Here is a 13,707-nt window from a genome sequence, read left to right as displayed (position 1 = left end):
GAGCCAAATGGTTGCGGTCACAACCATTTCGCGCGCTTCGCCGCGCGCGGATCATGCGTCACTCGTCGATGCCGGGCTCCGCGCCGATTCCCTGCGCCGCGCGATCGATCTCGCCGAGCACGCCCGAGATCTGGCTCTTGTCGTGCATCCCGAGCTTGCGATACGCGCAGCGCAGATAGTGCCGCACGGTCGCGGGCGCGATCTCCATGCACTGCGCGACTTCCTTGTGCGAGCGCCCTTCGCCGTAATAGCGGATCGCCGCGAGCTCGCGCGGGCTCAGGCGGTCGAGCAGCGAGCGCGGCCGCGCCTCGAGCTGGTACAGGCCCGCGACGGGCACGCAGCGCATGCACAGCGCGTCGCCCGAATACGGCTGCGACGCGTGGCGGCGCAGATGCTCGACGAACGCGGGCGGCAGCCGCGAGCCGCCCCAGTCCGGCCACTCGGTTCGCAGCACCTCGCCGAAACCCGCGTCCGCGTGATGCAGCACGCCGAAGTTGTCGCAGATCGCGCGCACCGTCGATGCGGCCGCTTCGCTGCGCAAGCGGGTCAATTGCGCGGCGCGATTGATCGTCAGCGCGGCCGCGAGGTGGGGAATCACGTCTTCGTAGCGGCGCGCGTCGTCGTCGGTGAACGGACGATTCAGGCCCTGCCGGTAGATCGACAGAAACGTCGTGAGTCCGAAACGCCGGTCGAGCGTGCACACGCACATCAACTGCGCGAGCCCGTACTTCACGCACCAGTCGCGAAAACGCCCGTCGAGGCCAGGCTCGACGACCGACAGGATCGCCGCCTGCCCGTACGCGCCGTGCAAGGTGCGGTGCGCGAGCGGATCGCAATCGCGCACGCGCTTCCAGTCGATGAAAAACTCGTGCGGCAGCCGGTACAAGTAGCTGTTGTGCATCACGGGGCCGGTCGGCGTGTGGTTCGCGACGCCCGTCCAGCCTGCGTCGAACGGCAGATAACGCGACAGCAGCTGAAAGAACCGGCATTCGAACTCGCCGATCGACGCGCGGCTCGCGACCGCGTACAGGTCGAGCAGGAACAGGCTCAGCTCGCGCGACGCCGCGCCCGGCGTCTGCGTGACGCCGTCGAAGTCGCGCCGGCGCGGCGCAAGCGGCGGCCACGCGGCTTCGTCGAGCACGATCGCCGCCGGCACGTCGCGCAGCGCATCGATGTCCTGCCGAATACCCGCTCTGATCGCCACCACTGACCGCTCCCTTGCCCGCTCGTCTCGCCGGCCTTGCGCGCTTCGATCGCTCCGATGAGCGATCGATTATAGCCGCCGGTTTTTTTGAAAACCGCCGCGCCGCGAACCCGCGAATGCCCCATCCATTTGAACGGTGCCGGCGCGTTGCCGCACCGCATCATCGGCGCCGCCGCGCCGCGGCCGCACGCGCGCGCCGCGGCGCGACGGCATTCAGGATGCCTTGAGGGTTTTCCGCATCGTTCATCTGAACGGCTGTGCAGCGGCTTTGCCGCTACCGACACTGCCAACGCCCCCCGAACGACAACGATTACACGGTTTGGAGAAACGAAGCGATGAGGACGTTCAGAAACACTCGCAGACGACGCGCGCTCGCCGCAACCGCGACGCTCGCCGCACTGTCCGATCCGACGCACGCGCAGTCGACGCTCACGCTCTACGGCGTCGCCGATGCGGGCGTGCAGTATCTGTCACGCGCCGACGGCCAGAAAGCCGCATGGCGATTGCAAAATTACGGAATCCTGCCTTCCCAGATCGGCCTGAAGGGCGAAGAGGACCTCGGCGGCGGCTGGCGCGCGCTCTTCAAGCTCGAGCAAGGCATCAACCTGAACGACGGCACGGCGACCGTGCCGGGCTACGCGTTCTTTCGCGGCGCGTACGTCGGCATCGGCGGGCCGGCCGGCACCGTCACGCTCGGCCGCCAGTTCAGCACGCTGTTCGACAAGACCCTCTTCTACGATCCGCTCTGGTACGCGTCGTACAGCGGCCAGGGCGTGCTCGTGCCGCTGTCCGCGAACTTCATCGACAACTCGATCAAGATCCAGTCCGCGACGTTCGCCGGCTTCGACTTCGAGGCGCTCGCCGCCACCGGCGGCATCGCCGGCCACTCGCGCGCGGGCCGCGTGCTCGAGCTCGGCGGCCAGTTCACGAGCAACGGGCTGTCGGCGAGCGCGGTCGTGCACCAGTCGCACGGCACGATCGACGGCGGCGCCGATCGCTCCGCGCTGCGGCGCGACATCGGCACGCTCGCCGCGCGCTACGCGTTCGCGTCGCTGCCGCTCACCGTCTATGCCGGCGTCGAGCGGATGACGGGCGAGCTCGATCCCGCTCGCACGATCGTCTGGGGCGGCGCGCGCTACCAGACGAGCGGCCGCTTCGGTTTCGCGGGCGGCGTCTATCACACCGATTCGCCGACGCCGCAGATCGGCCATCCGACGCTTTTCATCGCGAGCACGACGTATTCGCTGTCGAAGCGCACCGTCGCTTACCTGAACCTCGGCTACGCGAAGAACAGCGGCCGGAGTTCGCAGACCGTCTACGAATACGACCCGACGCCGCTCGCCGGCGCGTCGCAGTTCGGCGCGATGCTCGGCATGTATCACGTCTTCTGAATCCCGATTCGAGCCTTGGAGAGCACGACCATGAGAACTCTGCTGCAAGATGCGGCGCCGCCGGGGGCGACGCCGCCCGCCGATGCGCCCGATTTCACGAGCGGCACGCTCGCCGCGCTCGTCGCGTTCGCAGCGATTACGCCGCTCCTGCTGCTGGTCGCGCCGGCTGTCGCCGGCCAGCTCGGCGCGCAGCTCGGGCTGTCGGCGTCGCAGATCGGCACGTATTTCTTCGTCGAGCTCGGCGCGTTCAGCCTCGCGACGCTGCCGTCGTATCTGTGGCTCGGCCGCGTCGACGCGAGGCGCGTCGCGTGGTGCGCGGCCGCCGTGTTCTGCGCCGGCAATCTCGCGACCGCCATGCTGATGCCGGGCTTCGTGCCGTTGCTCGCGCTGCGCGCGGCGACGGCGCTCGGCGGCGGCACGCTGATGGTGCTCTGCATGACGAGCGCCGCGGCGAGCGGCAACAGCGATCGCGTCTACGGGCTGTGGGTCGTCGGCCAATTGATCGCGGGCGCGGCGGGCCTCTTTCTGCTGCCGCATCTGTTCGACGCGGTCGGCTTGCGCGCGCTGTACGTCGTGCTCGCCGCGCTCGCCGTGTGCGCGGCGCCGCTCGCGAGCCGCTTTCCGGCCGCGCCGCGCGCGCGGCCCGCGAGCGAGCGCGGCGCGCATCGGCCGATGGCGCGCGCACCGGCCGCGCTTGCGATCGCCGGCGTGCTGACGTTCTATCTCGCGATAGGCGGCGTGTGGACGTTCGCGAACAAGGCGGCGTCCGCGGTCGGCTTCGGCGCGCAGGCAAGCGGCAACGTGCTCGCGATCGCAAGCCTGATGGGAATCGCGGGCGCCGCGCTCGCGTCGTATCTCGGCGGCCGCGCCGCGCGGCGCGCGATGCTGTTCGCGGGGTATGGAATCCTCGCCGCGTCGCTCGTCATGCTCGCGGCGATGCCGAACGCAACCGGCTACACGATCGCGATCTTCGGCTTCAAGTTCGCGTGGACGTTCGTCCTGCCGTTCATTCTCGCGAGCGTGGCGGCCATCGACGCGACGGGCCGCCTGATCGCGACGCTCAATCTCGTGATCGGCTCGGGGCTCGCTGCCGGGCCGCTCGTCGCCGGGCTGCTGCTCGACGGCGGCGGCACGCTGCGCGCGCTGTTCTCGGTCGCGGCGATCGTGTCGATCGCATCGCTCGCGGCGCTGCTGCGCGTCGAACGCGACGCGCATTGACGCCGCATGTCGCTCCCCTCCTCCTTCATCGTTTCAGCTCATCGCAATGAAAAAAACCGCTTTCTTCACCGACGAACGCACTTTCTGGCACACGGGCGGCGCGCATGCGCTGTTCTTTCCGGTCGGCGGATGGGTGCAGCCGCCGTCGAGCGCGGGCTACGCGGAATCGCCCGATTCGAAACGGCGCCTGCTGTCGCTCGTGCACGCGTCGGGGCTCGCCGCGCATCTCGACATGCTGAGTGCGCCCGCCGCGACCGGCGCCGATCTGCGGCGCATCCATCCTGCGCACTACCTCGAAGCGTTCAAGCGCGCGAGCGACGCGGGCGGCGGCGATCTCGGCGAGCTCGCGCCGTTCGGCAAGGGGAGCTACGAGATCGCGGCGCTGTCGGCGGGGCTCGCGCTCGCCGCCGTCGACGCGGTGCTCGCCGAGCGCGCGGCGAACGCGTTCTCGCTGTCGCGCCCGCCCGGCCACCATTGCCTGCGCGACAAACCGATGGGCTTTTGCCTGCTCGCGAACATTCCGATCGCGCTCGAGGCCGCACGCGCGAAGCATCGGATCGAGCGCGTCGCCGTGATCGACTGGGACGTGCATCACGGCAACGGCACGCAGGCGATCTACTACGAAGATCCGAACACGCTGACGATCTCGCTGCATCAGGACCGCTGCTTTCCGCCCGGCTACAGCGGCGCCGACGAGCGCGGCGCGGGCGCGGGCGCAGGCGCGAACCTCAACGTTCCGCTTCTCGCGGGCGCGGGCGACGACGCGTATCGCTACGCGTTCGAGCGCATCGTGCTGCCCGCGCTCGACGCGTTCAAGCCAGAGCTCGTCGTCGTCGCGAGCGGGCTCGACGCGAACGCGGTCGATCCGCTCGCGCGCATGCAGTTGCACAGCGAAAGCTACCGGTTCATGACGCACGCGCTGATGCAGGCCGCGCAGCGGCATTGCGGCGGGCGGCTCGTCGTGGTCCACGAGGGCGGTTATTCGGAGGCCTACGTACCGTTTTGCGGGCACGCGATCGTCGAGGCGCTGTCGGGCGTTCGCACCGACGTCGCCGACCCGATGCTCGAGCTCGCGATCGCGCAGCAGCCGGGCGAGCGCTTCGGCGCGTTCCAGCAGCAATTGATCGACGAGATGGCGACGAGCTTCGGTTATTGACCGCGGCGGCTCGGGCGATCCAAAGCGAAACGAAACGACATGAAACGGCGCCGCGCGGCGCCGTTCGTCGGCGGGCGTCGACAGAAACGTCCCGGCGAGGCGACGGAAAAAGCGGCGAAAAGAATCGGCGAAAATCGCGCCGATGCCGTTACACTTTCGTCCTCTTCAGTTTCGAACGCCCAAGAATCGCATGCAGTTGCCCAAGCGGCTCGCCGCCGCGTGTCTCGCCGCCGTTTTCCTGTCCGCCGCGCCGCCCGCCGTCAGCAAGACGGCTTCCGATTCGCTGATCGCCCGCCTCTTCGAGCTGATCGCCGACGCGCTGCCGTCGCCATCGAGGGAAGCGCCCGCGGGACAAGTCGTCGAAGCGGCGTTCTCGCCTGACGGCGGCGCCGAGACGCTCGTGCTGAAGGTGATCGGCGCGGCACGCGCGTCGATCCGTCTGGCGGGCTATTCGTTCACGTCGCCGAAGGTCGTGCGCGCCCTCCTCGACGCGCATCGCCGCGGCGTCGACGTCGCGATCGTCGTCGACAACGACGGCAATCGCTCGAAGGCGTCGAAGCAGGCGCTCAACCTGCTCGTCAACGCGAAGGTGCCGACGCGCACGATCGACCGCTATGCGATCCACCACGACAAGTACATCGTCGTCGACGGCCGCCATGTCGAGACGGGCTCGTTCAACTACAGCGCCGCGGCGGCCGCGCGCAATTCGGAGAACGTGCTCGTCGTCTGGAACAATCCGGCGCTCGCCGCGCAGTACCTGAAGCACTGGCAGAACCGGTTCGATCAAGGGGCCAACTATCGGTCGGCTTATTGAGCACGGGCCCTGGGCGGCGGCGGGCCGGCGTCAGGGCGCGCTCGCTCGCCGGTTCGCTCGCGCGAGCCGTCCGCGCAGCGCGCCGACGAGCCGGCGTACATGTCGAGTGCGGCGAGCGCGGCGCGAAACCGCGCGCGCCGCCATCGCCCGGCGACGCGTTCGCGGTGCGCGATCCGCTTACTACTGCCTACCGCCGCTTGCCGCCCCGCCGCTTGCCGCCGCCCACGGCGCTTCGCCGTCGCGCTCCGCGCGCGACGCTCGGCGGCCGCTCGCCACGGTTCACGCATCCGTCCACCGGCGATAGGTCGCCGCCTGCCCCCGATAGGTGCCGTCGCGATCGATCAGGTTCCAGACGGTGACGTCTTCGATCCAGAAGCGCCGCCCCGACTTCGCAATGCGCAGCCCGCGATAGCCGGTTGCGAATCCGCGCGTTCGCACCGCTTCGAGCAGCCGCGCGCGCTCGTCGCGATTCGGCTCCTCGGCCGAGTACCGCGAATGCAACGCGGTCATCTCGTCCCAGCTGTATTCGAAGCAGCGCTGCACGGTCCTGTTCGCGTAGACATAGCGCGGGTCGGCGGCGGTGTCGTGGGCGAGCACGCAAAACGGCGCGTCCTCGTAGAGCCAGCGCGGGGCGTCCGCGCGGGGCAACTCGGGAGCGACGAGCGGCGTGCCGGTCAGCCGCAGATGGCTGCCGGCGAGGAGTTCGAGGAAGTCCGGGTCCAGCGCAAGTGAAGGGGGCATGGCGTCGTTCTGGCAAGGGATTGAGGAAGTCGCGCGATAACGGCCGAAGACGCCGCTGCGCGCGCGTCGCAACGAATCGACTGCAGATTGTGCGCCTGGTTCGAAGCCCGCGTCGACGCGGCCGGCAAGTCGCCCGATCTCCGAGTCGAGGGCGGCCGCTCGCCAGGATGCAGTGTTCGAGCGCAGCACGACTCGACGCGCCGAACCGTGAGCCCATCAAGCGCGGCTGGAGCCCTGCATGCTGAAGATGAAGACGCGCTCGGTCGCCTCGCGGAAGACGAGCGGAGGAACGGATGAACAGACGAGTGGGCGAATGCCCGCGCAAACCCGCGCGCAACGCGTGAAGCCAACGAGAGAATTCGCGCTCGATCACAACGACCGCCGTCGACAAGCGGCGGCTGGAGAAATTTCGCGGAAGCGCTTCCGGTGAAAAACGCGCGACTCGGGCGCGATGGAACCGATCTCGACCGGCTCGACGGAAGCTCGGAAAGCGTGGATGGTGCGTGAGGCCAGACTCCCGGATACCCGCTAGAACGTCATCTGACAACGTTATGCGTAGAAATTGCGTAGTCGCAAAAAAAATGTACCCACCATCCCAAATCATCTCCCGCACGTCGTGCGTGACGGCCGAAGGAATCGAACTGAACAGCCCCCCCGTGATGCAGCAGTACCTGAGTCTTAGCCGACAAGACACTGCATACAAAGCTGCGGCAATACCTACGCTCGCCCTTTAGGGATCGACCGCTACCGACCCGTTCCCGCCATCCAACTCTCCACGCCCCAGGCGACGGATATCTGGTGTTAAGCGGCCGCTCGTAGCCATGAGTTCATTCACAACCGTTTGGTCCAGCCAGCTGGAGGCTGATCGAGTGCGGGCGCCGACTAGTTGGGCGTATCCACGGCCGCCGTTCCTATGTCAGGCGAAACACCATGCACGGAAACTGGAACGGCTTCCTTCGTCTCGGTCTGGTCCGCCGTTGCTTGCTTAGCTGCGATTGGAGCCGCTAATGGCGCAGGAGCCGGCGCGGGCCATATCGCCTGACTGATGGCTTGTAGCTCTGGGATAACGAGGTACGGCGATGGCTCAATAATCACAGCGGTCTTTCCAAGTTCTTCGTGAATGAGTTGCTTAAGCATGTTTGTCACCGCTTTACCACGCCGCCACTTTGCAGGGTTAGCTTCGTACTCCTTCCGCGCTGTATCAGTGACCTCGAAGATGTCGGGCGCCTTGCCCCCCTTGCGTTCCCGCTGAGCGATCTCAACCCTAATGTTGGTCATCGTCTTGAGGCTCTTGTCCTTCGTTGCCTCGGTTGCCTGATCGATCAACTCTTGAGCGCGCGCAACCGAGAGACCAAGGTTCAAGTGAGCGAGGTGGTCGGCATTGACGAAGTAACCCTCCGCGTCAGAATGCTCGGTGAGGAGAGGAAATGCGCCAATTGCCTTGATGTCATCTACAAACTTCTGCGCCGCTCCGTCAGCCATATAGTCGCGGTCCCGATGGAGAACAAAGCGGATCTGCGATGCTTTATCTGCGAGGAACCCACAGAGCACCTTTGCGGAGTCAATTTTCGTGCAACCGGAGTACGCGCGAATATCCGTCTCCGGCATTTTGAAGCCATTTACGCTCAAAAGTGATCGCAAGGCTTTGAGCGAATCCAGTGAACTGTCTTCAGTGGCGAAGAGGCACTTGATAGAGCCGCCCGTGAAGTAGTCCACTGAGTCCAGTGCACCGAGCTCCATTAGCTTTGAGGCCGTCGAAATGCTGTCGAACTTGACCTTGTCGCCCTTGTCCACCCAGAGCACCGTGGCCTGCTCCCGCATCGCGTCAAGCACATGCCGCGAGTGCGTGCTGATCAGCGCTCGGAACTTGTGCTCTGTCGCAAGCTCGAGGATCAAATTGCATAGAGCTCGTTGGTTATTGGCGTGCAGATGCGAGTCTGGTTCGTCCAAAATCAGCACACTCGGGCGGAAGAGTGTGATGTAGGCGAGTATTTGGCTAGATTGAAGGATGGATGTGCCGGCGGCGTCAATGGGTAGTTTCGGCTTTCCGGGGCGAGTGAAGAAAACCTCAATGTGTTCGTCGCGTTCTCGGTCAAACTTAATCTCGAACTCAATCCCGTCGAAGAGCATTTTCATGCCCACCTGAAAGCGTTGCCACGGGCCTTTCCAGCTCTGGTATTCCTCGGCAGTGATACTCCCCTGCCTGTGCTTCTCAGCCATCAACTGGACCTCTGTCGCCTCCGCCTCCCAGAGCATCAGGAGGACATTGCGCAGCACGAGGTTGGCATCTCCACGCGCGACGATTCGACGCACAACCCCTGGAGACTGATACCGCTCCTCTTTCGCGATACCCGCGAGCCCTGGTGCGTAGATGGTGAATGGCTTCGCGAGATCCATCAACGTTTCGCCGAGGCTCTTCCCTTGAAGAACAATGGCAATATTGCGGTTGCGCCCACGCCGCACCGTGACCACGCAATTCGTCCCGTCAGAGCACTCAATTCCAATCTCGATCTGAGATTCCGCTCTTTCTTGAAGTTGACCGCCATGTGCAAGCGAGAGTACGTCAGCAATGGGGGAGTACAGGAGCTGAGTCGGGTTAAAGGAGACTTGGAATTTGTCGGTCGCCCAGTTGACGCCCTCTCCCACAAGTTTGGCTGTCTGCGCAACTGAGACTGCGAAGTGCAGCGCTTGAAGTGCACTACTTTTGCCAGAGTTATTAGCACCGATCAGGACCGTCGTGTCTTTGAGGTCCAAGTCGAATTCCTCAAGTTGTTTGAAGCGCTTGATGCTTACACTCTTAATCTGCCTGCTCATTTGCTTCCCCCGGAATAGCAAACTACTTCACACCGCAAGTTCGACCTTTCATTATGGCCGAAAGCGAATGTTATCAGCATGCGTTTCGACCGTCAGTGACGGCCGGTAAGGCGACGAAGGCGCGGAGAATTGTACGGCGGCAACCTAGGAGCGGCCATTGGAGTGACCGTTTCGTTGCATTGACCATCGGCAGCAGTTGGCCGGCAACTACCGGTGGTGATCGCCGGAAACCGACCCGTTCCGGTCCTCGGGGGCCGCACTGCGTAAGCGGCGGGTTACGATGTTGAACAGCCATCCCTTACACGGACTCTAAGCTTAGGCATCGGCCGAAGAGGCGCGCGAGGGCTGCCGACGTTACCGCTATTGATGTTCTAGGAAAACCCCGCTGGATGGAGCTCCACCGCCTTGTCATGATGAGACGGTTTCAAAGCGGCCGGCGCTCAATCTTTCTATTCGGACACTGATACGATCCCTCATGAAATTAGATCGAATTTTTGATTTCCTCTCCGCGCGAGAGTATGTTTAATCACCATCCTACGGATTTGTAATCTTCGAAAGCTTCCATAGTGCGCCCGAGCAGTGGGATGGCGGAAATTTATGCCCCTTCACGTCTGTCGAGTTAGGTGTGTTGCACCTTGTACATTTGTAGATGCCTGATACTGGTACGACGTCCCCAGGCTTGAATGTATCCCCAATAGTTGCCATGTTTTTCTCCGTTGAGAAGTGGCTTCACCGTACAAATGACAGGAATTAATACTTTTAATTAAAATCATAAATCTTGGCCAAGTTATTCTTGACCAAGATTTATGATAGGAAGAAATAATCGTTTTATGAGTAGCATTTACCCTTATCGGGGTCTGGCGTCGATAAAGTGACCGGTACTGACTGAGCGGCCGTCCGCTTTCGGACTGGGGCAGACGCTCATCTGTCCGACCGATGTGTAGGCGAACGTCGCTTCATGGCCGATCGCGGCCGGCCGCCGCCCTGTGACGCACGACCCGCGTCGACCCTGAACCGCCGTTTGGGACATCGAAACCCCTGCGACTGCTTCCAAGGCACCGCAGACATGGACTCTCTCCGGGTCGCACACCACTTCTCTATCGCCTCCTTCGATCTCGGCCTTACCAGCTTACAATCGCAAGGATGTCGCTCTCCGGTGTCCCACCCAGTCGAGAAAGTAGTCGATATCATCAGATTGCTGTGCGAGATGCACGTAAGCCTCAAGCTCGATGACGGCCGTGCGGAGTACTGTACCTACGAAACCTTCCATGCCTGCTCGGTCTATGCCGCGCACGTTCAAGGTAGACCAGGTCCCATGCAGAATGCGAGAACGATCACGAACCACATTCCGCGCAAATTGCCTTGCGGTTAGCGTGGACCCGGGTGCAATCGGATCATCCGGCTCCAAACCAAAAAACGCACTTAATATCTGAGACATACGCCGCTCGCTGCCCTTACTACTTTCTGCACGCACCAAGACCTCCAACGCCGTCTCGAGTTTTGTTATCGCGATGGTGTCAATCGACTCTGCCAATCCTTGATGAAACCAATATGCGGCATCGCACCAAGCCTGCTCAAGCACTGGCAGACGAAAGGAGCCCGCAGCAAACGAGCATACTACGTTCCCTACTGCTATAAAAATGGGCGCCGCCAGCCTTATGATCTCTGGTAGAGTTCCATGGCCAATTGACATTCCCGGGTCTTTGCGCGCCCAGCCACCACTAAAGCTGCCGTCCGCTTCCGACAGAGTCCGTTTTTGCGAAGTCCCGCGTCTCGCATCGAGTCGCGCCATAGTGCGCGTGTCGAGATAAGGTTGCGCGAGTTGCAAGCCAACGATCACAAGATCGACCGCAAGCTCCGCAATTTCTTCAGCACGCTTTCGCTCACAACCGTCGACATGAACGCGCGCCAGCCAATAAGCATCTTCGTCACGCATCCATTTCACGATTTCGTCAAACACATGTCGATCAAATACCTCTTCATCTCCGCGACTCTCCGGATAAAAGTCGCTCGTTGCGACGCGGCCGGAGAATTCGAACGTAACTGGGCCGATTTCGAAGCGTGGTGCAGGCGTACGAGTGATTAGACAAGGCACAAACACGCGTCGCGGTATCGCTCTCACAGCGAACCAGTTTGTCAAATGCGCGAACAGCGCCTCGGCGTCGATCGCTCCAATGCTCGATGGGTCACGACCGACGTAGCTCTCGATGAAGCTAAACAGCTCCGCCTCGACATCCGCATATATTGCCCCCCGCTTCATACCGGGAATTTGGTCAAAAACGCAGTCGGCGAGGCCGGTTAGCGCGTGATGCCCAGGTATGCGAATGGCAATGACACCGGTTGCAGTCTCACGCACATGCCCAATACCTTCTCGTCGTAGCGCCGCCTGTGTGAACCGCTCGAATGGCAGAGATCGCCTCTCAAGGTGAATCGCGAGGGTGCGTAACAGTCCAATTTCTCGCGAATACGTTTTTGAGGTATTCAAGATTTTCCTTTCAACGTGACAACAGAGTCACTCGAAATTGCTGGCTGCGATGATGTGGCGGTTGTTGGCAATGTCCCGTGGCCGCAAATTCTTCTATTGGTGCAGTCATTGATCCGCTTTCGTACCAGAAAAGCGAGCTCGACATCACGCTCACAATCGAAATCTATTTCGCCGTACGGCCACCCTTCTACCGTGTTGGCAAGATTAACTTCGCGATGTGGGTAAATTGATTAGCGCCCACCCGGCGCGGCGATGTTATTCTGAACAGGTGGAATTGGTTGCTGCGGTTGGGGTTGCTGTTGATCTTGGGGCGTTATCCCCTTCAGCCAAATAGGAAATACCTTTGTGCCCTCCGCCATCTCGTGGAAATATTCAAGAACCTCATTGGAACGAAACTCTTTGTGCGCCCAACCTTTGGGGGCATAGCCGCCCCTGAACATATCGAGCGCAGTTATCTTGAAACCGAGTACAACACCCATTTGAAAAAGAAGCTCCGCAAGTCTCCTTTCCTTTGTTTCTCGCCACGCAGCATCCTCTGGCCTCCCGGCGTCATTCAAGTGATCCAGATACGACTTCCATGCCGTCTCGACTTTTTTACATTTATAGTAATCAACCTCGATGAGATTGAGAGCATTTACATGATCCGGCGAGATTGCGATTCTCCGAGTGGCCATGAGTGTGCGAAATACGTGGAGGCGACGGTTGTACTTTTGCGCGCGTGAATCCCGTACAAAGGTGATGAGCAGCGCGGTAGTAGGTCCGAAGAAAGTCGCGAGGACCACAGCCCATGTATCGATGTTCATAACGCCTTCCGTCAGGTCGTTGATATTGCCGAAAATTGTACCGATTTATCGGGCCTGGAAGGGATGCACGACTGGCCATGACACGGAACGAGGGGAGAGGGTTCATAGCATGCGCGCTAGCACGTTGAGGCTGAGAACTCGTCGGTGGCGACCGTCTGTTAGCGAAGTGAAGCAGTCTCATGAATCTCGGACCTACGCTCCGAACCGATGACTGCTTGTGGCCGCAATGAGACAGCGCCGATAATATGGGATCCGGTAATCCGCCCCGCAATTCAGATTGTATGACAAGCAAATGTCTTGTCCAGCAAGCCACCCGCCCCTGCTGTAGCCAAAAAAGCCCGCGATCAACAGATCTGTTGTATCTAACCAAGCTACTTTGGGGCCGCAACGATTTCGTCGGCCGGGTAAAGCTGCAACATAGCGCGCGCGGCGTCAATATTTCTGGCTGAGAGCCATTCTTCCCAATCGTCCGGCCGGAGTATGACGACCGATCGCTTTTCGTCGCCCGGCTTATGCATGCGCGACATGATGAGATCGCCCTCGGCGTTGACGGTGATCATCGCCATCGTGTGCAGTTCGTTCCCGTCCGCGCCCTTCAACGTGCGCCATATCCCCGCGACGCAGTATGGCCGCCAATCAGACAGCCCGATTCGATGCCAAACGTTTCGACCGGTCTCGTAGCACGGTTCGTAGATCCATTGCGCCGGAATCAGACAGCGTCGACCCGCGCGCCACGCCGGCCCGTATAGAGGCGAACGCCCGAGGTTGTCGTCGCGCACGTTCATTGTGCTAAGCATGATCGGCGGCGCTTTGCCCTCGGCCTTCGCCTTCTCTATGTTCGCTTTCTGCAAGGCGCGCGGCCAATAGCCGAATCCGGCGAGCAGCGCCTCGACGCGCCCGTCGACCATCACCACGATCGGCGCGAGATAGTCCGGATAGACCTCAGGATCCCACGGCGTCCGCCTCCAAAGGTCACGCAGCACGGGAAGCTTCAGCTCGGAGATGCCTTCGGGCTCACTCGGCGCACGGTAGTTCGTACACATTTCCGGCCCCGTTTTCGATGCTTGACCAATGCATGTTA

11 protein-coding genes are annotated in these 13,707 nt (G+C 62.2%); 5 read left to right on the top strand and 6 right to left on the bottom strand.

Annotated elements, in window-relative coordinates; genetic code table 11:
* Nucleotides 1-58: 58 nt before the first annotated feature.
* On the bottom strand, nucleotides 59-1,204 hold the full coding sequence (locus WS78_RS08170; protein WP_038744650.1) for a helix-turn-helix transcriptional regulator: 1,146 nt from the start codon (nucleotides 1,202-1,204) through the stop codon (nucleotides 59-61).
* Nucleotides 1,205-1,539: 335 nt separating this feature from the next.
* Between WS78_RS08170 and WS78_RS08160 the strand changes: the two genes are divergently transcribed.
* The 4 genes from WS78_RS08160 (at nucleotide 1,540) to WS78_RS08145 (ending at nucleotide 5,783) form a co-directional block, all read left to right on the top strand.
* Nucleotides 1,540-2,595, top strand: a complete 1,056-nt coding sequence (locus WS78_RS08160; RefSeq protein WP_038744653.1) for a porin — start codon at nucleotides 1,540-1,542, stop codon at nucleotides 2,593-2,595.
* A 30-nt stretch (nucleotides 2,596-2,625) separates the two neighbouring features.
* Nucleotides 2,626-3,813: an MFS transporter gene (locus tag WS78_RS08155; protein WP_059580686.1), complete on the top strand. Its 1,188-nt coding sequence runs from the start codon at nucleotides 2,626-2,628 to the stop codon at nucleotides 3,811-3,813.
* A gap of 46 nt (nucleotides 3,814-3,859) precedes the next feature.
* On the top strand, nucleotides 3,860-4,969 hold the full coding sequence (locus tag WS78_RS08150; protein ID WP_059580680.1) for a class II histone deacetylase: 1,110 nt from the start codon (nucleotides 3,860-3,862) through the stop codon (nucleotides 4,967-4,969).
* 190 nt (nucleotides 4,970-5,159) lie between these two features.
* The gene (locus tag WS78_RS08145) at nucleotides 5,160-5,783 is read left to right on the top strand and encodes a phospholipase D family nuclease (RefSeq protein WP_059580679.1); all 624 of its coding nucleotides are present in this window, start codon (nucleotides 5,160-5,162) and stop codon (nucleotides 5,781-5,783) included.
* A gap of 279 nt (nucleotides 5,784-6,062) precedes the next feature.
* Here WS78_RS08145 and WS78_RS08140 read toward each other — a convergent pair whose 3' ends face one another.
* The gene (locus WS78_RS08140) at nucleotides 6,063-6,713 is read right to left on the bottom strand and encodes an MEKHLA domain-containing protein (RefSeq protein ID WP_226377223.1); all 651 of its coding nucleotides are present in this window, start codon (nucleotides 6,711-6,713) and stop codon (nucleotides 6,063-6,065) included.
* A 49-nt stretch (nucleotides 6,714-6,762) separates the two neighbouring features.
* Between WS78_RS08140 and WS78_RS35700 the strand changes: the two genes are divergently transcribed.
* Nucleotides 6,763-6,954, top strand: a complete 192-nt coding sequence (locus WS78_RS35700; protein ID WP_152611629.1) for a hypothetical protein — start codon at nucleotides 6,763-6,765, stop codon at nucleotides 6,952-6,954.
* A 452-nt stretch (nucleotides 6,955-7,406) separates the two neighbouring features.
* On the opposite strand, the gene WS78_RS08135 is transcribed toward WS78_RS35700, so the two are convergent.
* The 4 genes from WS78_RS08135 to WS78_RS08125 all read right to left on the bottom strand — a co-directional run bounded on the left by WS78_RS08135 (nucleotide 7,407) and on the right by WS78_RS08125 (nucleotide 13,669).
* Nucleotides 7,407-9,338, bottom strand: coding sequence for an AAA family ATPase (locus tag WS78_RS08135; RefSeq protein WP_059580676.1), 1,932 nt, complete (start codon nucleotides 9,336-9,338; stop codon nucleotides 7,407-7,409).
* A gap of 1,129 nt (nucleotides 9,339-10,467) precedes the next feature.
* Complete coding sequence (locus tag WS78_RS35695; RefSeq protein ID WP_156437500.1) at nucleotides 10,468-11,823, bottom strand: hypothetical protein; 1,356 nt, start codon at nucleotides 11,821-11,823, stop codon at nucleotides 10,468-10,470.
* 230 nt (nucleotides 11,824-12,053) lie between these two features.
* Nucleotides 12,054-12,626 carry a DUF6680 family protein gene (locus WS78_RS35690; RefSeq protein ID WP_156437499.1) on the bottom strand — a complete coding sequence of 191 codons (573 nt, stop codon included), beginning with the start codon at nucleotides 12,624-12,626 and terminating at the stop codon, nucleotides 12,054-12,056.
* 371 nt (nucleotides 12,627-12,997) lie between these two features.
* Entirely contained in the window at nucleotides 12,998-13,669 is a 672-nt protein-coding gene (locus WS78_RS08125; RefSeq protein ID WP_059580673.1) for an SOS response-associated peptidase family protein, read from the bottom strand.
* Nucleotides 13,670-13,707 lie beyond the last annotated feature (38 nt).

It is taken from the genome of Burkholderia savannae (assembly GCF_001524445.2).
In the GTDB taxonomy this organism is placed as follows: domain Bacteria; phylum Pseudomonadota; class Gammaproteobacteria; order Burkholderiales; family Burkholderiaceae; genus Burkholderia; species Burkholderia savannae.
The sequence above is the reverse complement of the archived record's forward strand: the minus strand, read 5'-3'. Positions and strand labels throughout refer to the sequence as shown.